This window comes from Klebsiella sp. F11, assembly GCF_056712265.1.
In genome coordinates this window covers 3,800,069-3,822,734 of sequence record NZ_CM160060.1, presented here as the reverse complement: position 1 = coordinate 3,822,734, position 22,666 = coordinate 3,800,069, and the positions used below count along the sequence as shown (strand labels likewise).

Sequence of the window (22,666 nt, the reverse complement as noted above, 5' to 3'; positions counted from 1 at the left end):
GGTGCGATTGCTCAACTGGAGAAGGCAGGCGGTTATTAACGCCATGCCGGGGATCAAACCCGGTCAGATACGAACGCCGTGGCATGAGTTCTGGCGGCGCTTTCGTCGTCAGCCGGTGGCGATGGGCGCCGGCGTGTTTGTGCTGCTGCTGATCGCGGTAGCCGTCGTGGCGCCGTGGATCGCGCCGTTCGATGCGGAAAACTACTTTGACTACGATCGCCTCAACGACGGTCCGTCGGCGCTGCACTGGTTCGGCGTCGATTCGCTGGGTCGGGATATTTTCAGCCGGGTGCTGGTTGGGGCGCAGATTTCGCTGGCGGCCGGGGTGCTGGCGGTGCTGATCGGCGCGGCAATCGGTACCGTGCTCGGTCTGCTGGCCGGTTACTATGAAGGCTGGTGGGACCGGATAATTATGCGCATCTGCGACGTGCTGTTCGCGTTCCCGGGGATCCTGCTGGCGATCGCCGTGGTGGCGGTTATGGGGAGCGGGATGTCGAACGTGATCATCGCGGTGGCGATCTTCTCCATTCCGGCTTTTGCGCGCCTGGTACGCGGCAATACGCTGGTCCTCAAGCAGCAGACCTTTATCGAGTCGGCGCGCAGCATCGGCGCCAGCGATGCGACGATCCTCTTCAGCCATATTCTGCCCGGCACGGTGTCGTCGATTGTGGTCTATTTCACCATGCGCATCGGGGTGTCGATAATCTCCGCCGCCAGCCTCTCATTCCTCGGCCTCGGCGCGCAGCCGCCGACTCCGGAGTGGGGCGCAATGCTCAACGAAGCGCGAGCTGACATGATGATGGCGCCGCACGTGGCGCTGTTCCCGGCGATCGCCATTTTTCTGACGGTGCTGGCGTTTAACCTGCTGGGCGACGGCCTGCGCGATGCGCTGGATCCGAAGATAAAGGGGTAAGAAAAAGCCCCGGTCGCGCTGGGCTTACCGGGGCCTGTTCTGCCGGATGCGCCTGAGTACGGCGTCATCCAGCCGCGGGGCGGTGGCGGAATTAAACCCGGCTACCCCACAGATCGTACTCGTCGGCGTGCTCAACTTTGACCCGCAGCACGTCGCCCGGTTTGACCTTCGTTTCGCCGTTCAGATACACCGCGCCGTCGATTTCCGGGGCGTCGGCCATGCTGCGGCCAATGGCGCCTTCTTCGTCAACTTCGTCGATAAGCACCATGATTTCGCGGCCGACCTTCTCCTGCAGACGTTCGGCGGAAATCTGCTGCTGCAGCTGCATAAAGCGGTTCCAGCGCTCCTCTTTCACCTCTTCTGCCACCTGATCCGCCAGCTCGTTGGCGGTCGCGCCTTCGACCGGGCTGTATTTAAAGCAGCCGACGCGGTCAAGGCGGGCTTCTTTCAGGAAGTCGAGCAGCATCTGGAAATCTTCTTCCGTTTCGCCCGGGAAGCCGACGATAAAGGTCGAACGCAGGGTCAGGTCAGGGCAGATTTCACGCCACTGCTTGATGCGCGCCAGCTGGCGATCCGCCGAGCCCGGGCGTTTCATCATCTTGAGGATCCGCGGGCTGGCGTGCTGCAGCGGGATATCGAGATACGGTAGGATTTTACCTTCCGCCATCAGCGGGATCACGTCGTCGACGTGCGGGTAGGGATAAACGTAGTGCAGGCGCACCCAGATACCCAGTTTTGCCAGCTCTTCGCACAGGCTGACCATGCTGGTTTTCACCGGCATGCCGTTGTGGAAACCTGTGCGATGCTTCACGTCGACGCCGTAGGCGGAGGTATCCTGAGAGATCACCAGCAGCTCTTTCACACCGGCGTCGGCCAGGCGCTTAGCTTCCGACAGCACCTCGCCGATCGGACGGCTCACCAGATCGCCACGCATGGACGGAATGATGCAGAACGTGCAGCGGTGGTTGCAGCCTTCGGAAATTTTCAGGTAGGCGTAGTGGCGCGGCGTCAGCTTCACGCCCTGTTCCGGCACCAGGCTCAGGAACGGGTTGTGTTTCGGCTTCGGCGTGTAGTGGTGGACGTGCTCGAGAACCTGCTCGTAGCTGTGCGGGCCGGTTATCTCCAGCACTTTCGGGTGAACTTCGCGGATCTGGTCGACTTTTGCGCCCAGGCAGCCGGTAACGATCACTTTGCCGTTTTCTTTTAAGGCTTCGCCAATCGCTTCCAGCGACTCCTGAACGGCGCTATCGATAAAGCCGCAGGTGTTGACGATAACCATATCGGCGTTCTCGTAGGTAGGAACCACGTCATACCCTTCGGTGCGCAGTTCGGTCAGGATGCGTTCTGAGTCTACAAGGTTTTTCGGACAGCCAAGGGAGACGAAGCCGATCTTCGGCTGGTGCGTTACATTGCTCATAGCTTAAAAAGTGTTCAATTATTGGAATGGTCAGGGCAGGGATTCTACAGAGATTGGCGGGAAAATTGTACTGGTATCTCCGTTTTCGCCATCGGGCGGGCGATCTTTATCGCCACCTGTTTCCCGGGAAGCGAAGGGCGGCCGAAGACGCGGGATAAAAAGTGATTGAGTAGCGGTTTAGACACGCTGTGCTAGCGTGATGCTTTTCTTTTCAGGTTATCCGTTTGCCGCTTTCTTGAGTTTGTTCATGTTTAAAAAACGCAGTTGTATATTCGGTCTTTCAATGCTGGCCGCCGGGTCAGGGTATGCCGGGGAGCTTAATTTATATTCGATAAATACCGGCTCATATGTTTACCACCTGACGGGAAATCACGGGCAGTATAACGAGCATTTTAATAATCAGTTTCTGTCAGTAGAGCGAAAGTTTGCGCCAGACTCCAGATATAGCGCGCTGGTCGGGACGATGAAAAATAGTTTTGCCGATCGCTGCCTGTCGCTGGGGATGAGAAGAGACTGGGCTTCAGGCCAAAGCGGCTGGACGTTTAAAGGCGTATACGCCTACACCGGGGAATTCTTTTTTAAAGCGTTCAGCCACTGCGGCGACTCGGGGGCCTATCGGACGGCAAAGAAGTTAACCGGTGTCGGCTTCTCGCCCTATGTTTATCATGGCCTGCAGTATAACTTTACGGATTCTTTTGGCGTTGAGGGCGGGATTATTATTCCGGCTATTTTCGTGATGAGCGTTCAGTGGAGCTTCCGCTAAGGGGCATTATCTCCAGTCGCATGTGATAACACTATTTCGGCTTGCGCACTGCGGCCTGTTCAGCCGTATGTCGGGTAGGTCGTCCTCTTTTTTATCTAAAGGGTAGCAGCTGCAAAGTAGCAAAATAGAGCAGAGCATCAGCACAGGGCGGAGCATATATTGATCCTGAAAGTGAGCGCCGGGCGTTGATATCTGGCGTTATCCCTGGCCAGCGTAGAATATCGCCTGATAAGACGGGCATGCCCGGTAATACCGATACAACGGTTCCGCAACTACCGGCCCTGGGCGCTGCCCGAATCGCCTTTATACGTCGGGATTAAAGATTGCCGTACAGGCTAATCAGCACATTAATATGCACGGTGAGCGCCAGCATAATCAGCATGGCGATAAGGAATACAGTCCCTAACCGCAGCACCCTGATCTTTTGCTCATTGCTGCTTAAATCAGGGCAGTGGCGGATTTTTTTACGCTGATACAAATACATAAGGCAGAGGGTGATGTAGATAACCGGTGACAGAATATGGAGATAACTGTATGACCAAAGTAGTAATTCACTGGTGCCCATCGCAATGAGCCAGACGAGGATAAATATCATGCTGCTTTCCGTAATAGGTAGAAGACTGGCGTATTATTTTCTTTTGAAGAAAAAGTAAACTGAAAAAATGACATCGAAGAAAATCCACAGGCCGCTAAGAAAGAGGATGTGCTTGAAGGCGCTAATCCAGAAGGTCGCGTCGCGGATAATTCGGCTATCCGCAAAGGGTGCTGCGGAGCTAAAATAGAGTACGTAGATGCTGACGGCCAGCATCAGAACGTTCATGACGATAAACAATGTAAATACAATGCTGCCGGTATGTGTTTTTTTACTATTTTTAAGTTTCATATTCTCTGTCATGGTCAGTGGATAAACAGGTTAACGGTCACCGGCTGATTTTGCATCGCGGGTGATATTGACTTATTTCATGGGCTATTTAACGGGCGTTATGCTCTCTACTCTGTCGGCAGTGGTTCCGCCATTTGCGGACTGTTTTTACAGGCTCCGTGGCAAAGCGCGAGGATTGATCTCTGGCTCCTGATGTCGGTCGTTAATGCTAACGTGGAATGTATCAAAATAATAATCATGCGGCGTAGCAGGCTCTGAATTCAGAGGGTTTATAAAAATAAAAATGAGTGCTGACAGCACAATTATTATCATCATTATTTTCATAAGAACGCCTGATATGGTTTATAGATGGCTATATTCTGCTGCGTTGTGCCGGGTATGTATACTGTAAAAATAGTTTTCTCTCTTCCGTTTGCTATCCATTTAGCATGTTGTGCGAATAATGGGCGGATGTTAAATGAAAATAAAGCACTATTGATATAATTGTTAGCATCGTTGCCGATGAAATATTTAAAGGCCGGCTGAATATATCCGCTGATATCGGCAGGCGCTAGCGGACGTTCGTTTATTATGTCCCGGCCCGCCGGGCGACCTCGTCAATTGATGGTGCAGGGCGCCCCGGAAGAGGCTGCGTTTCGATAAATTTAAACATTACCGCAACATTGTAAATGATGTTAATTAACCTGGAAATATTGACCTCGCGCATGATTTTGCGCAAAAAATGACCATATTATAATTATGGTAATGGACAACAGAGGAGGAACGATGATGACCGTTGACAGACTGTATCGTAACCTTTTGAATAAGCTGATTAATGCTAATATTGATCTCGAGGCTTATCTGCAGCTACGCAAAGCTAAAGGCTATATGTCAGTCAGCGAGAATGAGCATCTGCGTGATAACCTGTTTGAGCTTTGTCGTGAAATGCGTGAAGGCGCGCCGCGATTGCAGCACGCCGTTACGCCGGAGGAGAAGGACGCTCTTCGTCTTGCGGGTGAAGCCGTTGCTTCCGCGGCGGTTAGCCTGATGAGCGGGCACCACGATTGTCCGTCTTATATTGCGGTTAACGTAGAGACGCTAGAACGCTGCCTGGCAGGATTGGCGCTGAACGTTCATAAACTGAATGCATCCGTGCCAATTACCCGCGTTTGAATTCAGGGGGGCGTGCCCCCCTGCTTAATGTTATGTAAAGCTCCCCCTGCCGATCCCCTTCGCTGGCTACCCTTATCCCTATGCTGATAAAAGGAGTACGCCATGCGCCAGACCGCCGCCTTAATAGCTCTTACCGCTCTGCTGTTACCTGCCGCCGCCGTCGCCGCCGAGAAGGTGCGCGTCGAGGTCCTGCAAAACAAGCTCGACCATCCGTGGGCGCTGGCATTTCTGCCTGACCGGCAGGGAATATTGATCACCCTGCGCGGCGGCGAGCTGAAGCTCTGGCGCCAGGGGGAGGGGCTGTCGCCGGCGATTGCCGGCGTGCCGCAGGTGTGGGCCAGCGGCCAGGGCGGACTGCTCGACGTGGCGCTGGCGCCGGACTTTAGCCGCTCGCGCAAGGTGTGGCTGAGCTACGCGGAGGTCGGGAAGGACGGCAAGGCGGGAACCGCGGTAGGATACGGCCGCCTGAGCGAGGATCGCCGGCGGCTGGAGAATTTTCAGGTGGTCTTTCGCCAGCAGCCGAAGCTCTCCATCGGCAACCACTTTGGCGGACGTCTGGTATTTGACGGTAAGGGGCACCTGTTTATTGGCTTAGGGGAGAATAACCAGCGGGCGACGGCCCAGGATCTCGATAAGCTGCAGGGCAAGGTGGTGCGTTTGACCGAGGCGGGAGGGGTTCCGGCGGATAATCCGTTTGTCGGCCGCGCCGACGCCAGGCCGGAGATTTGGGCCTACGGGATCCGTAACCCGCAGGGGATGGCGCTCAATCCGTGGAGCGATACCCTGTGGCTCAACGAGCACGGCCCGCGCGGCGGGGATGAGATTAACATCCCGCAGAAAGGCAAGAACTACGGCTGGCCGCTGGCGACGCACGGCATAAATTACAGCGGTCTGCCTATTCCGGAAGCGCAGGGAACGGCGGTGGACGGAACCGAAGCGCCGCTGTTTGTCTGGAAAACCTCGCCCGCGGTGAGCGGCATGGCCTTCTACGATTCCGCAACCTTCCCTCAGTGGCGGCACAAGCTGTTTATCGGCGCGCTGAAGGACCAGTCGCTGATTGTCCTTAACGTAGAGGGCAATCGCGTCAGCGAAGAGGCGCGAATTTTGCGCGATCGCGGCCAGCGTATCCGCGACGTTCGCGTCGGACCCGATGGCTATCTGTACGTCCTGACCGACGAATCCAACGGCGAACTGCTGAAGGTCAGCCCGCAGAGCTAGCCTCAGGTAACCGGGATAGCCACGACGCTGTGCCAGGCCTGGCGTTCGTTAATCTGCTGATACCAGCGCTGCAGGTTCGGGCGCGGTTGCCAGGTCGTGACGATGCTCATCAGGTTGTAGACGAACGGCGCAACGGCGATGTCGCCGAGGCCAAAAGACTCGCCGGAGAGCCACGGGAATACCGCCAGCTCGGCGTCGAGGATGGCGAAGAGCGCTTCACAGCCGGCGATACCGGCGGCAATCGCCGCAGGATCGCGTTTCTCCTCCGGCGTTCTCACCAGCCCCATCAATACCGGGCGGTGGGCGGGAGAGAGCGAGTCGTTGGCCCAGTCCATCCACTTGTCGCCCTGCGCCCGCTGGACCGGATCGTCAACCCACAGGCGGTTTTGCCCGTACTGCGCCGCCAGATAGCGGATAATGGCGTTCGACTCCCACAGCACAAGGCCATCGTCCTTCAGCAGCGGCACCAGCCCGTTCGGGTTCATCGCCAGGTATTCCGCGTCGTGATTCAGGCCAAACTCCAGTCCCGCCATAATCTGCTGATAGGGAAGGTCCAGCTCCTCCAGCACCCAGCGTACTTTCTTCACGTTAGTTGAATTGTTTCTGCCCCATAGCGTAATCATATCGGTTCCTGTCAGTTATTGAGCCGTCGTTGCAACAAGATGAGCCATTATGTTGGAATAAAGTTAATATATAGGCAATCACGATCAAAAAAATTGCTCTGTTTTCAGCAGGACGCGAGGTTATTGCGTAAACTTTAAAAACTTTACCAACTCGCTGTTTCTTTAAGATCATTTGTACGCTTTACTCACCGGCTGCTGCTGCGCCGCCAGAGTGCTGCGGCATATTTTGTTTGGAAAGGATACTTGGGTGGCTCTTATGACGCATGATGCTTTTTCCCTTCGCGGCCTCGCGGCAGGCTGCGCTCTTCTCGTTCTCGTTGCGCCCGCGGTGCAGGCTGCCGAGCAACTCCCCGACGCCCCGTCGATTGATGCACGAGCCTGGGTCCTGATGGACTACGCCAGCGGCAAGGTGCTCAGCGAAGGCAATGCCGATGAAAAACTCGATCCGGCAAGCCTGACTAAGATTATGACCAGCTACGTCGTCGGGCAGGCGCTGAAGGCGGGCAAGATTAAGTCCACCGATATGGTGACCGTCGGTCGCGATGCCTGGGCCACCGGCAATCCGGCGCTGCGCGGCTCATCAGTGATGTTCCTCAAGCCGGGCATGCAGGTCTCGGTTGAGGACCTCAATAAGGGCGTTATCATTCAGTCCGGCAACGATGCCAGCATTGCGATTGCCGACTACGTCGCGGGCAGTCAGGATGCGTTTGTTAGCCTGATGAACGGCTACGCGCAAAAAATGGGCCTGGCGAATACCACCTTTATGACCGTCCATGGCCTTGATGCGCCGGGCCAGTTCAGTACCGCCCGCGATATGGCGCTGCTGACCAAAGCGATGATCCACGACGTCCCTGAAGAGTACGCTATCCATAAAGAGAAAGAGTTTACCTTCAATAAGATTCGCCAGCCGAACCGCAACCGCCTGCTGTGGAACGCCAGCCTCAACGCCGATGGCGTGAAAACCGGCACCACCGCCGGAGCGGGCTATAATCTGGTCTCCTCGGCAAAACAGGGCGATATGCGTCTGATTGCCGTCGTACTCGGGACGAAGACCGATCGTATTCGTTTTAATGAATCCGAAAAGCTGCTGACCTGGGGCTTCCGCTTCTATGAAACCGTGACGCCGATTAAGCCGGACGCCACCTTTATTACCCAGCGCGTGTGGTTTGGTGATAGCAGCGAAGCGAAGCTGGGCGCAGGCGAAGCCGGCTCGATTACCATTCCGCGCGGCCAGCTGAAGAACCTGAAGGCCAGCTATGCCCTGAAGGATACGCAGCTGACGGCACCGCTGACCAAAGGGCAGGTGGTAGGAACTATCGACTTTAAACTCAATGATAAAACCATTGAACAGCGTCCGCTTATCGTGATGGAAGCGGTAAATGAAGGCGGTTTCTTTAGCCGAATGATCGACTTCGTGCTGATGAAACTGCACGGCTGGTTCGGCGGCTGGTTCTCGTAATCTGCCGGTCGCGCCCTGCGGGGCGCGATCAGTAGAGCAGCGAAATCTGTTTTTCCTTCGCCAGCGCCAGCAGATCGTCGTCCGGGCAGACGTCGCTGGCAATCACGTCAAAACGCGATAAATCGCCCATCCTCGCCGGCCTGACCTTGCCGAATTTGCTGTGATCCGCCACCAGCACGTGGTAGCGCGCGCTGCTCATCGCCCAGTGCTTAACCGGCAGCTCCTCGAGGTTGTAGCAGGTCGCTCCCTGCTCGCAGTCAATTCCCGCCGCCGAATAGAAGGCGATGTCCGGGCACAGATGGCTCAGGGTATCCTGCAGGCTCAGCGGTTTAAAAATCGCGTTGCTGGCGTGAAACTCGCCGCCGCAGAGGATCGCCCGGCAGTGGGGCTTTTCCTGCAGCGCCAGAAAGGTATTCAGCGAATAGCAGACGCCGGTAAACGGCAGGGCGTTATCAATCGCGTCGATGATCCACGGCGTGGTGGTCCCGCAGTCAAAAAAGGCCATCTGATGGGCTGCAAGCAGGCCGGCGGCGTGGCGGGCGGCGCGGCGTTTTTCATCCACCAGGCGAGTTTTCTGGTCGCTAAGCAGATAGTGCGTGGCGCTGCGCGGCTCGAGGACGATGTAGCCGCCGAGCAGGACAACGGGTCCGTTATGGCCGTTCAGGTCGCGACGGATGGTCATTTCAGACACGCCCAGCAGCGCGGCGGCTTCTTTTAAATGAAGCTTATCGCTGCGCTTGAGGGCCTGAATAAGCTGGCTGATGCGTTCATCACGACGTGTTTCCATAATCCCTCTAAGCTGAAATCGCCCCGCATTGGCAGGGCGTCACCAGGCAATGTTACCTGCCGGAAGAGGGTTAGTCACGCTTCTGCGATGCGCGCCGGATGAGGGACCGCGCGGCGCGGGCTATTCGCGTACCCAGCCTTTGCGGATCGGCAGGGAGAAACAGAGGCGGTAGAGGCGCTGCAGGTACTGATAGAGCGGATGGCCGCCGCTGTGCCACAACAGCTGCGCGCTCAGGCAGCCGCACATGGCGGTCAGCAGGCCGCCGAGCATGTCCAGCGGCCAGTGAACGCCGAGATAGACCCTGGACCAGGCGATAGCCGCCGCCGCGGCCAGCAGCGCGACCCCGGAGCGCAGGCGATGCCAGAATAAGAAGGCCAGCGCGAAGGTAAAGCTGATGGTGCCATGGTTGCTTGGGAACGAGTTGTTCGGCGAGTGGTGCAGGAACTGATAGCCGACGTCGGCGGCAAAGGGCCGCTCGTGGGGGAAGAGAAGACCGAAGATCCACGACAGCGTCAGGCTGATTGCCAGAGCCAGCAGCAGCTTAAATACCAGCTGGCGCTGATTCGGCTGCCACAGCCACAACGCGGCAGCCAGTAAAGGAACAAGCAAAATCAAATCCCTGGCGATCAGGGTAGCCAGCGCGATAGCCCACGACGGCGAGGCGGGCGTGGCGTTGATCGCGGCGAACAGCGCGTAGTTGATATTTTCCAGCATACTTTCAGGCTCTTGGGGTCCGTTAACACTAAGCCGCCCACCTTAAGGGACGGTGGCGATGAGATAAAGCAGTATTGTCTTAATTATCAGTTTGTTATGTTTTTTTTGGGGCTGGCATCTTCGCTAACGCGCCGGCTGGAGTGAGTATACTGCCTGTAACCTAATTGAAATATAAACGAAATATAGACAGGGATAATAAAAATTGCGCCGGGCGGGGCGGGCGGAAGAGTGGTTGTGCTATTTTTTAAATTGTCACTCACAATTCACTATCTCCCCGACAAGACTTTCATTAAACTTTGCGCGATTTTTTCTAAATAAGAGACTTCATGCAGAATTATTCGCTTTCAGGCAAACGCCTCGGACGGCAGGCGCTGCTTTTCCCGCTGTGCCTGGTTTTATACGAATTCTCCACCTATATCGCCAACGATATGATCCAGCCGGGCATGCTCTCGGTGGTCGCCGAGTTTCAGGTCGGCAATGAGTGGGTACCAACCTCCATGACCGCCTACCTCGCGGGCGGGATGTTTTTACAGTGGCTGCTCGGCCCGCTATCGGACCGTATTGGTCGCCGCCCGGTGATGCTGACCGGCGTCGTGTGGTTTATTGTCACCTGCCTGGCGACGCTGCTGGCGCAATCCATCGAACAGTTCACGCTGCTGCGCTTTTTGCAAGGCATCAGCCTGTGCTTTATCGGAGCGGTTGGCTACGCGGCGATTCAGGAGTCATTCGACGAGGCGATGTGTATCAAAATCACCGCCCTGATGGCTAACGTCGCGCTGATTGCGCCGTTGCTCGGGCCGCTGGTCGGCGCCGCCTGGGTGCATATCCTGCCGTGGGAGATGATGTTCGTACTGTTCGCCGTACTGGCGGCGGTCGCCTTCTTCGGCCTGCAGCGGGCGATGCCGGAAACCGCCACCCGCATGGGCGAGAAGCTGTCGATGAAAGAGCTGGGCCGTGATTATGGCCTGGTGCTGAAAAATCTGCGTTTTGTCGCCGGCGCGCTGGCCACCGGTTTTGTCAGCCTGCCGCTGCTGGCATGGATTGCCCAGTCGCCGGTGATTATCATCAGCGGCGAACAGGCGACCAGCTATGAGTACGGCCTGCTGCAGGTGCCGGTCTTTGGTGCGCTGATTGCCGGTAATCTGGTGCTGGCGCGGCTGACCTCCCGACGCACGGTGCGCTCGCTGATTATTCTCGGCGGCTGGCCGATTATGTTTGGCCTGCTGCTCTCCGCGGTGGCGACGATGGTGTCGGCCCACGCCTATCTGTGGATGACCGCCGGGCTGAGCGTCTACGCCTTCGGCATTGGTCTGGCTAACGCCGGCCTGGTTCGCCTGACGCTGTTTGCCAGCGACATGAGCAAAGGGACGGTGTCGGCGGCGATGGGGATGCTGCAAATGCTGATCTTCACCGTCGGGATTGAGGTCAGCAAACACGCCTATGAGCTGGGGGGCAGCGGGATATTCAGCCTGTTTAATCTGCTAAGCGGCGCGCTGTGGCTGGCGATGATTATCTATTTTCTGCACGATAAAAGCGTCGGCAGCGGCCACGATGCGCAGTAAATGATGTTGATAATCCCGGGCGCGGCGCGGCGCCTCACCCGGGAGCCCGTCAGGCGAACGGCGCTTCGCGATTCAGCACCTTATCGATAATATGCAGCACCCCTTCCTCATTGTTAGGCGGCGCGCTGTAGCCGGCGACGGCTTTTACCGGCGCGGCGGCGTTGGCCATGGCATAGCCGAAGCCGGCGTGCTGCAGCATTTCAATATCATTCCCGCTGTCGCCAAAAGCGACGACCTGATGATTTTCAATCCCCCAGCGCTCCTGCAGGATGCGCAGGCCGTTGGCCTTGTGTACGCCGGGCATAATCAGATCGATACTGCCGTAGCCGGTGGCGACGGCGTTGACCATCCCGCCCAGCGCCGCATGCAGCTTTGGCTGCATCTCGGGGATCAGATTGTCGGGCACGTTAAGGCCAAATTTCAGGATCGCGTCGTCGAGGTTATTGAAGTTATCCACTAGCTCAAGGCGATGATAATACTTCGCCGCGACCGCTTTTAGCTCATCGTTGTATCGGTTGAGCGTATAGGCGCTGCGCTTACCGCAGGCGATAATTTCAATTTCCGGTAGCGTCTGCAGAAAGTCGATGACCGCATGAAAGTGCTCTTTCGGCATCCGGCAGTTAAATACGTCATCGCCGGCGTTGACCACCCAGCCGCCGTTTTCGGCGACGAAGGCAATCTCATTGGCCACTTCAGGGAAAAACGAAATCAGCTGGTAGTACTGGTTGCCGCTGGCGACGACAAAGCGGATATCCTGCTCGCGCATCCGCCGATACTGGCTAAGGAAACGCTGGCGATTATAGGTTTTGGCATCGCTTAAAAAGGTACCGTCCATATCTACCGCAATCAGTTTGATGCTCATTAGCTGTTCTCCATTGCAGGTTCAGGCTGCGGCTTTGCCACCGCGCGGGCGACCAGCGCCGCCACCATGACCAGCCCCAGCACCGCCATCATGGCGCTGCGCAGGCCGAAATGTTCGCCGAGGAAGCCCAGCAGCGGCGGCCCGACGAGAAAGGCGAGGTAGCCGGTTATCGCCACCACGCTGACGCGCTTCGGCGCGTCCGGCCCGGTGTCGCTGGCGGCAGAAATGGTCAGCGGGAAACCGAGCGACGCGCCGAGTCCCCAGAGCAGCACCGAGATCCCGGCGACCCACGGATTATCCACAAAAATAATCAGACCAATACCCAGCGCGCCCATTACCGCGCTGGCGCGTACCACCGTCACCCGGCTGTAGCGGTCAATGAACCAGCCGCCGGTAAAGCGGCCAACGGTCATGCCGAGGGTGAATCCGGCGTAAATTAGGGAGCCGGAGGTTGGGCTAAAGCCGTGGCCGTCCACCATCAGCAGCGGCAGCCAGTCGTTGGCGGAGCCTTCGGCAAACGCCATCGCCAGCACCACGACGCCAATCAGCAGCAGCTGAACGTCGCGCCATACCGGCAGGCCTTTCTCCCCCTGCTGAGCGGCCTCGGCGGCATTTTTCCCGGTGCCGTCGGGGATCGCGCGAATGGCGATCGCAATGGGCGCGATGGCCACCAGCGCCGCCAGCAGAATGTGCGGCGCCGCGGGCAGGCCAAAGCCGGTAACCGCCATGCCGATACCTGCGCCAATCAGAGTGCCGAAGCTGTAGAAGCCGTGCATCATCGGCAGCACGGTTTTATTCATTTCGCGTTCGACGGCGGCGCCTTCAACGTTAATCGCCACCTCTGCCGAACCGAAGCTGGCGCCGAAAATCGCCAGCCCGATGGCAAACAGGGGTGCCGAAGTGAGCCACAGCGCAACGCTCAGCACCGCCATGCCCACCACCGCGCAGGACATAGTGGTGCGAATAACCTTGCGGGTGCCGAAGCGTTTAACCAGCCACGCCGAGCAGAGAATGCCGCTCATGGAGCCAATCGACAGGCCAAACAGGACGATGCCCATCTCCGCCGTCGATAGCGTCAGCAGATCGCGGATTGCCGGCGTGCGCGTGGCCCATGAGGCCATCAGTAATCCGGGGATAAAGAAGAACATAAATAGCGCCCATAGCCGAAGCTGGAGGGCTCTGCGGGAGTTTTGCGCTGTCATCCGTAAACGCCAGTGAAAGAGAAGATGCAGACAACACTAGCAAGTTTGTGTACATTTGTACATATACCGGATGGCCTTCAGGTTAGTGAATAGTTGGCTATCGTTATTCCCATCATGGCCTGTGAATGGGGCGCAATGGAAAGAGATGAATATGGCCCGTCGACCGAACGACCCCCAGCGTCGGGAGCGCATTTTGAACGCGACCCTGGATACGATTGCCGCCCACGGTATTCATGCGGTTACGCATCGTAAGATTGCCTGTTGCGCCGAAGTCCCGCTGGGTTCGCTGACCTACTATTTCAGCGGTATAGATGCGCTGATTGAGGAGGCGTTTTGCATTTTTACCGCCGAGATGTCCGCTCAGTATCAGCAGTTTTTTGCCGGAGTGAGCAATCGCGATGAGGCCTGCGACGCCATCGCCAATCTGATTTTTAGTGCCCAGGTGACCACCGCGCGCAACATGGAGCTGATGTATCAGCTGTATGCCTTCTGCAGCAGTCGGCCGGCGCTCAAGGCGGTGATGCAGAGCTGGATGCGGCGCAGCCAGCAGACGCTGGAGCAGTGGTTTGAGCCGCAAACCGCCCGCGGGCTGGACGCGTTTATTGAAGGCATGACCCTGCATTTCGTGACCGACAGCGCGCCGCTGTCAAAAGAGGCGATACGCCTGATGGTCGGCCGCCTGGCCGGGGAGGGGTAGCGCGGTGGGGATGACTCTCATCATGGGCAATCAACGACATGATGCCAGGCGCCGCCTGCGGCGTAAAACGGGCGGCTGAGAGCGGAATGATTCAGGATGGGGAAATTCAGGCAACAAAAAACCCATCAACCTTGAACCTAAGTGGCGGGGTTGATGGGCTCCACAAAATGGGGACATCAAAGAAAAGCAGTGGCACTACTTATGACTGATGCCCGTGAGAAAAGTTCTGCCGATGCGCATTTTTTTCGCAAAAATTTACTGAAGCCCCGGCCAGATGATGACAATCAGCGTCCCGGCGAGGGTCAGCAGCACGTTGGCTATCGCGTAGGTCCCCGCATAGCCCAGCGCCGGAATGTTGCTGCGCGCGGTGTCGCTGATAATCTCCATCGCCGGCGCGCAGGTGCGTGCCCCCATCATCGCGCCAAACAGCATCGCGCGGTTCATGCGCAGGACGTAGGCGCCGAACAGGAAGCAGATAACCACCGGCACCAGGCTAACCACCAGCCCCGCCGCCAGCATTTGTCCGCCGACGGCGCCGAGGCCGTGGCCAATCCCGGCGCCGGCGCTCAGGCCGACCCCGGCCATAAAGACCATCAGGCCGAACTCTTTCACCATATTCAGCGCCCCCTGCGGGATATAGCCAAAAGTCGGGTGGTTGGCCCGCAGGAAGCCGAGCATAATCCCGGCGAACAGCAGCCCCGCGGCGTTGCCGATGCCGAAGCTGAACGAGCTGAACTGGAAGGTGATCATCCCGATCATCAGGCCGACGATGAAAAAGGCGCAGAAGGCGAGCAGGTCGGTGACCTGGCTGTGGATGGAGATAAAGCCGATGCGGTCCGCCACGGTTTTTACCCGGCGCGCGTCGCCGCTGACCTGCAGCACGTCTCCTTTGTTGAGCACCACGTTATCGTCGATGGGCATCTCAATCTGGCTGCGGATCACGCGGTTTAAGAAACAGCCGTGATCGGTCAGCTTCAGCTGGGCGAGACGGCGGCCCACCGCATTGTGGTTTTTCACCACGATCTCTTCGGTGACGATGCGCATATCCAGCAGGTCGCGGTCGAAGACCTCCTTGCCGTTGCGAAAGCTGGGGTCAAGGCGGGCGTGGGCATCCGGATAGCCCACCAGCGCGATATCATCCCCTTTTTGCAGCACCGCATCGCCGTCCGGGTTAGCCAGAATACCGTTGCGGCGAATACGTTCGATATAGCAGCCGGTCTGGCGGTAGATCCCCAGCTCGCGCAGATTTTTACCGTCCGCCCAGGCTACCAGCTCCGGACCCACGCGGTAGGCGCGGATCACCGGCAGATAGACCTTACGCTTAGAGTCGGTATCCAGCCCGCGCTCGCGGGCAATCTGCTGGGCGCTGGTTTGCAGATCCTGATGCTGCAGCTTGGGCATATAGCGCGCGCCGACGATCAGGCTGACCAGGCCAACCAGGTAGGTCAGGGCATAGCCGAGGCTCAGATGATCGAGCGAAAGCGCCAGCTGGTCGGCAGGCAGGCCAAAGTGGCGCAGCGTATCGCCCGCGCCGACCAGCACCGGCGTTGAGGTCATGGCGCCGGCGAGCATCCCGGCGGTCAGGCCGATATCCCAGCCGAAGAGTTTACCCAGCCCTAAGGCCAGCAGCATCGCGCTGCCGACCATCACCAGGGCGAGCATCAAATAGTTTTTCCCGTCGCGGAAAAAAATAGAAAAAAAGTTGGGCCCGGCTTCGACGCCGACGCAAAAAATAAACAACATAAAGCCCAGATTCAGCGCATCAGTGTTAATACTGAAATGCTGCTGGCCTAATAATAAGGAAACAACTAAAACGCCAATGGAATTACCAAGTTGTATTGACCCGAGGCGCAGTTTCCCGAGACAAAGACCGAGTGCAAGGACAACGAATAATAACAGGATGTAATTCCCGTTTAACAAATCTGCGACGTTTATATTCACGAAAACCAACTTCTCATTTACTAGTAAGTTGTTGAAGGAAATGGTTATTTGGTCTAAGGTTGCTTCAGTGTTCGCGTTGTCCCGAACCCTATTCTGGCATCCCGTTATAACCGGCAAAAATATAGCCGACAGTTTAATCCTTCCTGGATGCTGCGGCTAGTCGCAATCGTATTTACGCCATCGGGAGCCTTTATTGGCATGGATTGCCGGAATGCTTTATCTGACTGGGCTAATTGGAAGTGGGTTAGAGGCAAAATCAGGAGGATGTGGTGAAAGCTGAGCGTGCCTGGACGGGTGCCGTCTGCGGTTTTTTTCTGTTTATTGTGGTCTGTTTATCGCTGTTGCTGCATATGAGAGGCGCCCTGCGGGCTGGCGGTAACCCCGAGCTCGGGCTGCTGCTTTTTTTGCTGCCCGGCGCGCTGGCGAGCTGTCTCTCTCCGGGGCAGAGGGTAATACAGCCGCTGGTTGGCGCGATTCTGGCGGCGCCGGTTTGCCTGGCGATGATGCGGATTTTTTTTGTTACTCAGCGGACGTTCTGGCAGGAGCTGGCGTGGTTGTTTAGCGCGGTATTCTGGTGCGCGCTTGGCGCGCTGTGCTTGCTGTTTATCTGCGCCTGGCTCGATACCAGACGCAGCAACTCATCGCAGCAATGAACCGCCTCAGGCAAACAGGCCGAGGTTCTCTTTGGCCCAGGCTTCAAAGTCGGTGCAGCCGCCGATATGCTTCTGATCGACGAAAATCTGCGGCACGGTTTCAACCGGTTTACCTACGGTCTTTTCCAGATCGCTTTTGCTGATGCCCTCAGCGTGAATATCAACGTAGCGGTAGTTAAAATCGTCGCGCTCGTTGGTCAGCTTTTCTGCCAGCTCTTTGGCACGTACGCAATAGGGGCAACCTGGACGACCAAAAATTACGGTAAACATTAACTTCTCTCCTTAAACCTCAGCCGGATGGCGAATGAGCGCTATGATGCCGGGTTCTGCCGGCGAGTAAAAGAAGGTTCTGCCTTTTGCTTTGATGGTTTAAGGCTATGTTTGATAAATGGGTTTGCTTTTGAACCGTTATACTGACCTCGTTGCGCGACGATTTTTTGCTGCGCCGCGCTAAGCCCACGGACCGGAGGAGAACAATGCGATCGCCCGCGGCGTTACCCAAAAGCGTTCTGCTGATAGAGATCGTCGGCGTCGTGCTGCTGACGCTGGCCTGGCTCTCGCTCAATCAGTACCTGCAGCTGCCGGCGCCTTTTGCCAGCCCAACCGCGGCGCTGATAATGATTTTTGTCGGCGTGCTGCTGATGATCCCGGCCGCGATAGCGCTGGTGTGGCGGATGGCGAAGATCGTTGCGCCCCAGCTAACCGAAAGCAAAAAAACATCTTCTTCATTGTCTGACAGAGAAAAACGAGATGACGCCGACCATTGAGCTGCTGCGTAGCCACCGCTCCATTCGTCACTTTACCGACGAACCTATTAGCGACGAACAGCGCGCGGCGATTATTGCCAGCGCGCAGGGAGCCTCCAGCTCCAGCTTTTTACAGTGTACTTCGATTATTCGTATTACCGACCCGCGCCTGCGCGAGCAGCTGGCGGCGATGAGCGGCGGCCAGCAGCACGTCGTGCAGGCGGCGGAGTTTTGGCTATTCTGCGCCGACTTTAACCGTCTGCTGCAAATTTGCCCGGATGCGCAGCTGGGCCTCGCGGAGCAGCTCCTGCTCGGCGCCGTCGATACCGCGATGCTGGCGCAGAACGCGCTGGTGGCCGCGGAGTCGCTGGGTCTTGGCGGCGTCTATATCGGCGGCATTCGCAATAGCATTGAAGCGGTGACCGAACTGCTGAGCCTGCCGCAGCACGTCCTGCCGCTGTTTGGGATGTGCCTCGGCTGGCCGGCCGATGATCCGGGCGTCAAGCCGCGCATGCCGGCGGCGATGCTGGTCCATGAAAACGGCTATCAGCCGCTCGATGATGACGCGCTGGCCCAGTATGATGAGCAGCTGGCGCAGTACTACCTGTCGCGCAGCAGCAACGCGCGCCGGGATACCTGGAGCGATCATATCCGCCGCACCATCATTAAAGAAAGCCGCCCGTTTATTCTCGACTATCTGCACAAGCAGGGATGGGCAACGCGCTGATTGCGTGTAAACTGCACCCGGACTGGCATCCGGGCGTTGCGCCAGGCCAGCGCGAATGTTGAGACTTGTCAGCTATCAACGGCCCGTCTGAACGGGCCTTTTTGCCGAGGTACAGGGTGAAAATTGCCATATTATCCCGGGATGGGACGCTCTACTCATGTCGTCGCCTGACGGAAGCCGCGCACAAATGCGGCCATCAGGTGGAGATCCTCGATCCGCTCTCCTGCTATATGAACGTCAGCCCGGTGGCCTCATCGATTCACTATAAAGGCCGCCAGCTGCCGCATTTCGATGCCGTAATCCCGCGCATCGGCTCGGCCATTACCTATTACGGCACCGCCGCGCTGCGCCAGTTCGAGCTGCTGGGCAGCTATCCACTGAATGAATCCGTCGCCATTACCCGCGCGCGCGACAAGCTGCGTTCGCTGCAGCTGCTGGCGCGTCAGGGGATCGACCTGCCGCTGACCGGTATTGCCCACTCCCCGGACGACACCAGCGACCTGATCGCCATGGTCGGCGGCGCGCCGCTGGTGGTCAAGCTGGTCGAAGGCACTCAGGGAATCGGCGTGGTGCTGGCAGAGACCCGCCAGGCGGCGGAGAGCGTGATTGACGCCTTCCGCGTGCTCAACGCCCACATTCTGGTGCAGGAGTATATCGCCGAGGCGAAAGGGCGGGATATTCGCTGCCTGGTGGTGGGGGATGAGGTCGTGGCGGCGATTGAGCGACGGGCGAAAGAGGGGGATTTCCGCTCCAACCTGCACCGCGGCGGCGTGGCAACGGCGGCGACGATTAGCGAGCAGGAGAGGGCGATCGCCATTAAGGCGGCGAAAACGCTCGGTCTGGACGTTGCCGGGGTCGATATCCTGCGCGCCAACCGCGGGCCGCTGGTGATGGAGGTTAACGCCTCGCCGGGCCTTGAGGGGATTGAAACCACCAGCGGCGTGGATATCGCCGGGCATATGATTGCGTGGATTGAGCGCCAGGCGACGCCGGAATTTTGTCTGAAAATGGGCGGATAGCGCGCATTGATGACACTTTCATGGTATGCGCCGCGTTTTTTGCGTAAGCTATGACGTCGTTTTTCCACAGCAAGAGGTTACAGGTCATATGGATTCACTGGTCGTTCCGGGTCTTGATACGTTACGTCACTGGCTCGACGAATTAGGCATCAACTTTTTTGAGTGTGATTCCTGCCAGGCATTGCACCTGCCGCATATGCAGAACTACGACGGCATTTTTGACGCCAAGCTCGATCTGGTGGATAACGTGGTGCTCTTTTCCGCGCTGGCGGAAGTGAAGCCGTCCGCGCTGCTGGCGCTGGCCGCGGATCTCTCGGCGATTAACGCCAGTTCGCTGACCGCCAAAGCCTTCCTCGATGTCCAGGACGATAATCTGCCCAAGCTGGTGGTTTGTCAGGCGCTGCCGGTTGGCGTCGGCGTTACCGTCGATCAGTTCGGCTGGTTCTTCCGCCTGGGCGAAGAGCAGATCTCGATGATTATCCTCGAAGCCGCGGCCAATCAGCTGCTGTATAAAGCCGATGAGGAAGAGGATCTCGCGGTGCAGGAGGTTCAGCACCACTTTCTTCACTAGCCCCGCCGATGAATAGCGCAGCCACTGCCAGAGCGGCTGCGTATTACACGCTTTTATTCTACTTTTATCCCGCTGTTAAAGAATTTTTCACCGCCATTCTGCCGCTTTCGGCTTATCACGTAGACCCATATTGCATAAAAAATTGATAAAAGGCGTTATTTTACCTGGGCTATAGCCTCTTATTCTGGCTACAGTTATTCTGACGCTGCTTCCAGTTGCGGGCAACCATTCCGGGAGAGGTCCTCTCTCCTTTTCTTAGACAATGAAAAAATATGCATGATTTTTGCATGCGGATAATTGCGTATATTAAGTCCGTGGTTAACGGGCATGGAGAAGGAATAAGAGATATGACCGCCTTTGGTAAAAAATGGTTAACAGGTGTGATTACCGGTGCGCTGATGGCCGTCTCTGCCGGTTCGCTCGCCGCTGAACAGAAAACCCTGCACGTGTATAACTGGTCTGACTATATTGCCCCGGACACGGTGGCCGATTTTGAAAAAGAGACCGGCATTAAAGTGGTGTACGACGTTTTTGACTCCAACGAAGTGCTGGAAGGCAAACTGATGGCGGGCAGCACCGGTTTTGACCTGGTGGTACCGTCAGCCAGCTTCCTTGAGCGCCAGCTGGCGGCGGGCGTGTTCCAGCCGCTGGACAAAAGCAAGCTGCCTAACTGGAAGAATCTCGACCCGGACGTCTTAAAGCTGGTGGCGAAGCACGACCCGGAGAACAAATACGCGATGCCGTATCTGTGGGCAACCACCGGGATCGGCTATAACGTCGATAAAGTGAAAGCCATCCTGGGTAAAGACGCGCCGCTGGATAGCTGGGATCTGGTGCTGAAGCCGGAAAACCTCGAAAAACTGAAAAGCTGCGGCGTCTCCTTCCTTGACGCACCGGAAGAGATTTTTGCCACCGTCCTCAACTACCTCGGCAAAGACCCGAACAGCACCAAGGCCGACGACTACACCGGCCCGGCGACGGACCTGCTGCTCAAGCTGCGGCCGAACATCCGCTACTTCCACTCCTCGCAGTACATCAACGACCTGGCCAACGGCGATATCTGCGTCGCGATTGGCTGGGCGGGCGACGTATGGCAGGCGGCAAACCGCGCCAAAGAGGCGAAGAATGGCGTCAACGTCTCCTACTTTATTCCGAAAGAGGGGGCGATGGCGTTCTTTGACGTCTTCGCGATGCCGGCGGACGCGAAGAATAAAGATGAGGCCTATCAGTTCCTCAACTATCTGATGCGCCCTGAGGTTATCGCTAAGATCAGCGATCAGGTCTACTACGCCAACGGCAACAAGGCCTCAACGCCGCTGGTCAGCGAGGCTATCCGCAGCAACCCGGCGATTTATCCGCCGGCCGACGTGTTCGCCAAACTGTTCACCCTGAAGGTGCAGGATCCGAAGATCGACCGCGTGCGCACCCGCGCGTGGACGAAGGTAAAAAGCGGGAAATAAAACCTGATGGCCCGGTTCGCCGGGCCTGAACAGGTGCTGAATAGCCGGAATATTGCAGTATGTCCGGTTAAAAAAACGCACCAGGATGGTGCGGCTGCACGATAAAGAATGATGTATGGCAACCGGGCCATACGGTGGTGAGTTTTTGCCGGAGAGCGCTTAAGTGAATGACCCAATTTCCCGCCCACAAATGAAAGCCCCCAAAGCGCTGACCCCGCTGCTGGAAATCCGTAATCTGACCAAATCGTTCGACGGGCAGCACGCCGTTGATGACGTCAATCTCACTATTTATAAAGGCGAAATCTTCGCCCTGCTGGGCGCGTCCGGCTGCGGGAAGTCAACGCTGCTGCGCATGCTGGCAGGCTTTGAACAGCCGACCGCCGGGCAGATTATGCTGGATGGCGTCGACCTGTCGCGGGTCCCGCCGTACCAGCGGCCGATCAACATGATGTTTCAGTCCTACGCCCTGTTCCCCCACATGACGGTGGAGCAGAACATCGCCTTTGGCCTGAAGCAGGACAAGCTGCCGAAGGCCGAAATCACCGGCCGGGTGCAGGAGATGCTGGCGCTGGTGCATATGCAGGAGTTTGCCAAACGCAAGCCGCACCAGCTATCCGGCGGCCAGCGCCAGCGCGTGGCCCTGGCCCGCAGCCTGGCAAAAAGGCCGAAGCTGCTGCTGCTTGACGAGCCGATGGGCGCGCTGGATAAAAAGCTGCGCGACCGAATGCAGCTGGAGGTGGTGGACATCCTCGAGCGCGTGGGGGCGACCTGCGTGATGGTGACCCACGATCAGGAAGAGGCGATGACTATGGCCGGGCGTATCGCGATCATGAATCGCGGTAAGTTCGTGCAAATCGGCGAACCGGAGGAGATCTACGAGCACCCGACGACCCGCTACAGCGCGGAGTTTATCGGCTCGGTCAACGTCTTCGAAGGGCTGGTGCAGGAGCGGCTGGAGGACGGCCTGGTGCTGAAGTCGCCGGGGCTGGTGCATCCGCTCAAGGTTGACCCTGATGCTTCCGTCGTCGATAACGTGCCGGTGTGGGTGGCCCTGCGTCCGGAGAAGATCATGCTCTGCGACGAGCCGCCGGCGGATGGCTACAACTTTGCCGTCGGAGAAGTAATCCACATTGCCTACCTCGGCGATCTGTCTATCTATCACGTGCGGCTGCAAAGCGGGCAGATGCTCAGCGCCCAGCTGCAGAACGAACATCGTCATCGCAAAGGCGCGCCAACCTGGGGTGATGAAGTCCGTTTATGCTGGGACGCGGACAGCTGCGTCGTTCTGACGGTGTAA

Annotated in this window: 24 protein-coding genes; 14 read left to right on the top strand and 10 right to left on the bottom strand. The window is 57.5% G+C overall.

Going from position 1 to position 22,666, the window contains the following annotated elements:
* Nucleotide 1: 1 nt before the first annotated feature.
* Complete coding sequence (gene gsiD / locus AC1M2H_RS18950) at nt 2–913, top strand: glutathione ABC transporter permease GsiD (RefSeq protein ID WP_480148590.1); 912 nt, start codon at nt 2–4, stop codon at nt 911–913.
* A gap of 91 nt (nt 914–1,004) precedes the next feature.
* On the opposite strand, the gene rimO is transcribed toward gsiD, so the two are convergent.
* Nucleotides 1,005–2,330, bottom strand: a complete 1,326-nt coding sequence (rimO, locus tag AC1M2H_RS18945) for a 30S ribosomal protein S12 methylthiotransferase RimO (protein ID WP_480148589.1) — start codon at nt 2,328–2,330, stop codon at nt 1,005–1,007.
* Between the two features lie 283 nt (nt 2,331–2,613).
* Here rimO and AC1M2H_RS18940 point away from each other — a divergent pair, with 283 nt between their 5' ends.
* On the top strand, nt 2,614–3,093 hold the full coding sequence (locus AC1M2H_RS18940) for a hypothetical protein (RefSeq protein ID WP_480151985.1): 480 nt from the start codon (nt 2,614–2,616) through the stop codon (nt 3,091–3,093).
* Between the two features lie 316 nt (nt 3,094–3,409).
* Here the strand turns inward: AC1M2H_RS18940 and AC1M2H_RS18935 are convergent, their stop codons facing one another.
* Both AC1M2H_RS18935 and AC1M2H_RS18930 read right to left on the bottom strand, forming a co-directional pair.
* Nucleotides 3,410–3,688, bottom strand: a complete 279-nt coding sequence (locus AC1M2H_RS18935) for a hypothetical protein (protein WP_480148588.1) — start codon at nt 3,686–3,688, stop codon at nt 3,410–3,412.
* Nucleotides 3,689–3,721: 33 nt separating this feature from the next.
* Nucleotides 3,722–3,976, bottom strand: coding sequence for a hypothetical protein (locus tag AC1M2H_RS18930; protein ID WP_480148587.1), 255 nt, complete (start codon nt 3,974–3,976; stop codon nt 3,722–3,724).
* Nucleotides 3,977–4,744: 768 nt separating this feature from the next.
* Between AC1M2H_RS18930 and bssR the strand changes: the two genes are divergently transcribed.
* Both bssR and AC1M2H_RS18920 read left to right on the top strand, forming a co-directional pair.
* A complete protein-coding gene (bssR, locus tag AC1M2H_RS18925; protein WP_480151984.1) occupies nt 4,745–5,128 on the top strand; it encodes a biofilm formation regulator BssR in 384 nt (127 codons plus the stop codon).
* A 102-nt stretch (nt 5,129–5,230) separates the two neighbouring features.
* Entirely contained in the window at nt 5,231–6,346 is a 1,116-nt protein-coding gene (locus AC1M2H_RS18920) for a PQQ-dependent sugar dehydrogenase (RefSeq protein ID WP_480148586.1), read from the top strand.
* A gap of 2 nt (nt 6,347–6,348) precedes the next feature.
* Here AC1M2H_RS18920 and AC1M2H_RS18915 read toward each other — a convergent pair whose 3' ends face one another.
* Nucleotides 6,349–6,969 carry a glutathione S-transferase family protein gene (locus tag AC1M2H_RS18915; RefSeq protein WP_480148585.1) on the bottom strand — a complete coding sequence of 207 codons (621 nt, stop codon included), beginning with the start codon at nt 6,967–6,969 and terminating at the stop codon, nt 6,349–6,351.
* 256 nt (nt 6,970–7,225) lie between these two features.
* On the opposite strand from AC1M2H_RS18915, the gene dacC reads away from it, so the two are divergent.
* Complete coding sequence (dacC, locus tag AC1M2H_RS18910) at nt 7,226–8,428, top strand: serine-type D-Ala-D-Ala carboxypeptidase (protein WP_480151983.1); 1,203 nt, start codon at nt 7,226–7,228, stop codon at nt 8,426–8,428.
* Between the two features lie 28 nt (nt 8,429–8,456).
* On the opposite strand, the gene deoR is transcribed toward dacC, so the two are convergent.
* Both deoR and ybjG read right to left on the bottom strand, forming a co-directional pair.
* On the bottom strand, nt 8,457–9,215 hold the full coding sequence (gene deoR / locus AC1M2H_RS18905; RefSeq protein ID WP_480148584.1) for a DNA-binding transcriptional repressor DeoR: 759 nt from the start codon (nt 9,213–9,215) through the stop codon (nt 8,457–8,459).
* A 120-nt stretch (nt 9,216–9,335) separates the two neighbouring features.
* Nucleotides 9,336–9,929, bottom strand: a complete 594-nt coding sequence (ybjG, locus tag AC1M2H_RS18900; RefSeq protein ID WP_480148583.1) for an undecaprenyl-diphosphate phosphatase — start codon at nt 9,927–9,929, stop codon at nt 9,336–9,338.
* 326 nt (nt 9,930–10,255) lie between these two features.
* On the opposite strand from ybjG, the gene AC1M2H_RS18895 reads away from it, so the two are divergent.
* A complete protein-coding gene (locus AC1M2H_RS18895) occupies nt 10,256–11,491 on the top strand; it encodes an MdfA family multidrug efflux MFS transporter (protein WP_480148582.1) in 1,236 nt (411 codons plus the stop codon).
* Between the two features lie 49 nt (nt 11,492–11,540).
* On the opposite strand, the gene AC1M2H_RS18890 is transcribed toward AC1M2H_RS18895, so the two are convergent.
* Together AC1M2H_RS18890 and AC1M2H_RS18885 are read right to left on the bottom strand one after the other, a co-directional pair.
* Nucleotides 11,541–12,353 carry a Cof-type HAD-IIB family hydrolase gene (locus tag AC1M2H_RS18890; protein ID WP_480148581.1) on the bottom strand — a complete coding sequence of 271 codons (813 nt, stop codon included), beginning with the start codon at nt 12,351–12,353 and terminating at the stop codon, nt 11,541–11,543.
* On the bottom strand, nt 12,353–13,555 hold the full coding sequence (locus AC1M2H_RS18885) for an MFS transporter (protein WP_480148580.1): 1,203 nt from the start codon (nt 13,553–13,555) through the stop codon (nt 12,353–12,355). Before AC1M2H_RS18885 ends, AC1M2H_RS18890 begins: the two co-directional genes overlap by 1 nt.
* Nucleotides 13,556–13,706: 151 nt before the next feature.
* Here AC1M2H_RS18885 and AC1M2H_RS18880 point away from each other — a divergent pair, with 151 nt between their 5' ends.
* Nucleotides 13,707–14,252, top strand: a complete 546-nt coding sequence (locus tag AC1M2H_RS18880) for a TetR/AcrR family transcriptional regulator (RefSeq protein ID WP_480148579.1) — start codon at nt 13,707–13,709, stop codon at nt 14,250–14,252.
* Nucleotides 14,253–14,507: 255 nt separating this feature from the next.
* Here AC1M2H_RS18880 and AC1M2H_RS18875 read toward each other — a convergent pair whose 3' ends face one another.
* The gene (locus tag AC1M2H_RS18875; protein WP_480148578.1) at nt 14,508–16,193 is read right to left on the bottom strand and encodes an aspartate:alanine antiporter; all 1,686 of its coding nucleotides are present in this window, start codon (nt 16,191–16,193) and stop codon (nt 14,508–14,510) included.
* A gap of 269 nt (nt 16,194–16,462) precedes the next feature.
* Between AC1M2H_RS18875 and ybjM the strand changes: the two genes are divergently transcribed.
* Nucleotides 16,463–16,846, top strand: a complete 384-nt coding sequence (gene ybjM, locus AC1M2H_RS18870; protein WP_480148577.1) for an inner membrane protein YbjM — start codon at nt 16,463–16,465, stop codon at nt 16,844–16,846.
* A 6-nt stretch (nt 16,847–16,852) separates the two neighbouring features.
* Here ybjM and AC1M2H_RS18865 read toward each other — a convergent pair whose 3' ends face one another.
* A complete protein-coding gene (locus AC1M2H_RS18865) occupies nt 16,853–17,116 on the bottom strand; it encodes a GrxA family glutaredoxin (RefSeq protein ID WP_004859945.1) in 264 nt (87 codons plus the stop codon).
* Between the two features lie 206 nt (nt 17,117–17,322).
* On the opposite strand from AC1M2H_RS18865, the gene AC1M2H_RS18860 reads away from it, so the two are divergent.
* The 6 genes from AC1M2H_RS18860 to potG all read left to right on the top strand — a co-directional run bounded on the left by AC1M2H_RS18860 (nt 17,323) and on the right by potG (nt 22,666).
* Nucleotides 17,323–17,613 (top strand): YbjC family protein, encoded by a 291-nt coding sequence (locus tag AC1M2H_RS18860; RefSeq protein ID WP_480148576.1) that lies wholly within the window; start codon nt 17,323–17,325, stop codon nt 17,611–17,613.
* Nucleotides 17,597–18,319: a nitroreductase NfsA gene (gene nfsA, locus AC1M2H_RS18855; RefSeq protein ID WP_480148575.1), complete on the top strand. Its 723-nt coding sequence runs from the start codon at nt 17,597–17,599 to the stop codon at nt 18,317–18,319. The genes AC1M2H_RS18860 and nfsA overlap by 17 nt, the downstream gene beginning before the upstream one ends.
* Before the next feature lie 116 nt (nt 18,320–18,435).
* Nucleotides 18,436–19,338 (top strand): 30S ribosomal protein S6--L-glutamate ligase, encoded by a 903-nt coding sequence (rimK, locus tag AC1M2H_RS18850; RefSeq protein WP_480148574.1) that lies wholly within the window; start codon nt 18,436–18,438, stop codon nt 19,336–19,338.
* An 88-nt stretch (nt 19,339–19,426) separates the two neighbouring features.
* Nucleotides 19,427–19,909 (top strand): type III secretion system chaperone family protein, encoded by a 483-nt coding sequence (locus AC1M2H_RS18845; RefSeq protein WP_480148573.1) that lies wholly within the window; start codon nt 19,427–19,429, stop codon nt 19,907–19,909.
* Between the two features lie 347 nt (nt 19,910–20,256).
* Nucleotides 20,257–21,369 carry a spermidine/putrescine ABC transporter substrate-binding protein PotF gene (gene potF, locus AC1M2H_RS18840; RefSeq protein ID WP_480148572.1) on the top strand — a complete coding sequence of 371 codons (1,113 nt, stop codon included), beginning with the start codon at nt 20,257–20,259 and terminating at the stop codon, nt 21,367–21,369.
* Between the two features lie 163 nt (nt 21,370–21,532).
* Nucleotides 21,533–22,666: a putrescine ABC transporter ATP-binding subunit PotG gene (potG, locus tag AC1M2H_RS18835; protein WP_480148571.1), complete on the top strand. Its 1,134-nt coding sequence runs from the start codon at nt 21,533–21,535 to the stop codon at nt 22,664–22,666.

What these genes read in the sequence shown, in the direction of transcription:
- ybjG (WP_480148583.1), bottom strand. Translation starts at nt 9,929, where the DNA reads ATGCTGGAAAATATCAACTACGCGCTGTTCGCCGCGATCAACGCCACG.
- dacC (WP_480151983.1), top strand. Translation starts at nt 7,226, where the DNA reads ATGACGCATGATGCTTTTTCCCTTCGCGGCCTCGCGGCAGGCTGCGCT.
- AC1M2H_RS18940 (WP_480151985.1), top strand. Translation starts at nt 2,614, where the DNA reads ATGCTGGCCGCCGGGTCAGGGTATGCCGGGGAGCTTAATTTATATTCG.
- AC1M2H_RS18860 (WP_480148576.1), top strand. Translation starts at nt 17,323, where the DNA reads ATGCGATCGCCCGCGGCGTTACCCAAAAGCGTTCTGCTGATAGAGATC.
- AC1M2H_RS18845 (WP_480148573.1), top strand. Translation starts at nt 19,427, where the DNA reads ATGGATTCACTGGTCGTTCCGGGTCTTGATACGTTACGTCACTGGCTC.
- bssR (WP_480151984.1), top strand. Translation starts at nt 4,745, where the DNA reads ATGACCGTTGACAGACTGTATCGTAACCTTTTGAATAAGCTGATTAAT.
- AC1M2H_RS18935 (WP_480148588.1), bottom strand. Translation starts at nt 3,688, where the DNA reads ATGATATTTATCCTCGTCTGGCTCATTGCGATGGGCACCAGTGAATTA.
- AC1M2H_RS18865 (WP_004859945.1), bottom strand. Translation starts at nt 17,116, where the DNA reads ATGTTTACCGTAATTTTTGGTCGTCCAGGTTGCCCCTATTGCGTACGT.
- AC1M2H_RS18895 (WP_480148582.1), top strand. Translation starts at nt 10,256, where the DNA reads ATGCAGAATTATTCGCTTTCAGGCAAACGCCTCGGACGGCAGGCGCTG.
- AC1M2H_RS18890 (WP_480148581.1), bottom strand. Translation starts at nt 12,353, where the DNA reads ATGAGCATCAAACTGATTGCGGTAGATATGGACGGTACCTTTTTAAGC.
- AC1M2H_RS18915 (WP_480148585.1), bottom strand. Translation starts at nt 6,969, where the DNA reads ATGATTACGCTATGGGGCAGAAACAATTCAACTAACGTGAAGAAAGTA.
- AC1M2H_RS18920 (WP_480148586.1), top strand. Translation starts at nt 5,231, where the DNA reads ATGCGCCAGACCGCCGCCTTAATAGCTCTTACCGCTCTGCTGTTACCT.
- deoR (WP_480148584.1), bottom strand. Translation starts at nt 9,215, where the DNA reads ATGGAAACACGTCGTGATGAACGCATCAGCCAGCTTATTCAGGCCCTC.
- AC1M2H_RS18930 (WP_480148587.1), bottom strand. Translation starts at nt 3,976, where the DNA reads ATGAAACTTAAAAATAGTAAAAAAACACATACCGGCAGCATTGTATTT.
- nfsA (WP_480148575.1), top strand. Translation starts at nt 17,597, where the DNA reads ATGACGCCGACCATTGAGCTGCTGCGTAGCCACCGCTCCATTCGTCAC.
- AC1M2H_RS18880 (WP_480148579.1), top strand. Translation starts at nt 13,707, where the DNA reads ATGGCCCGTCGACCGAACGACCCCCAGCGTCGGGAGCGCATTTTGAAC.
- AC1M2H_RS18885 (WP_480148580.1), bottom strand. Translation starts at nt 13,555, where the DNA reads ATGACAGCGCAAAACTCCCGCAGAGCCCTCCAGCTTCGGCTATGGGCG.
- rimO (WP_480148589.1), bottom strand. Translation starts at nt 2,330, where the DNA reads ATGAGCAATGTAACGCACCAGCCGAAGATCGGCTTCGTCTCCCTTGGC.
- potF (WP_480148572.1), top strand. Translation starts at nt 20,257, where the DNA reads ATGACCGCCTTTGGTAAAAAATGGTTAACAGGTGTGATTACCGGTGCG.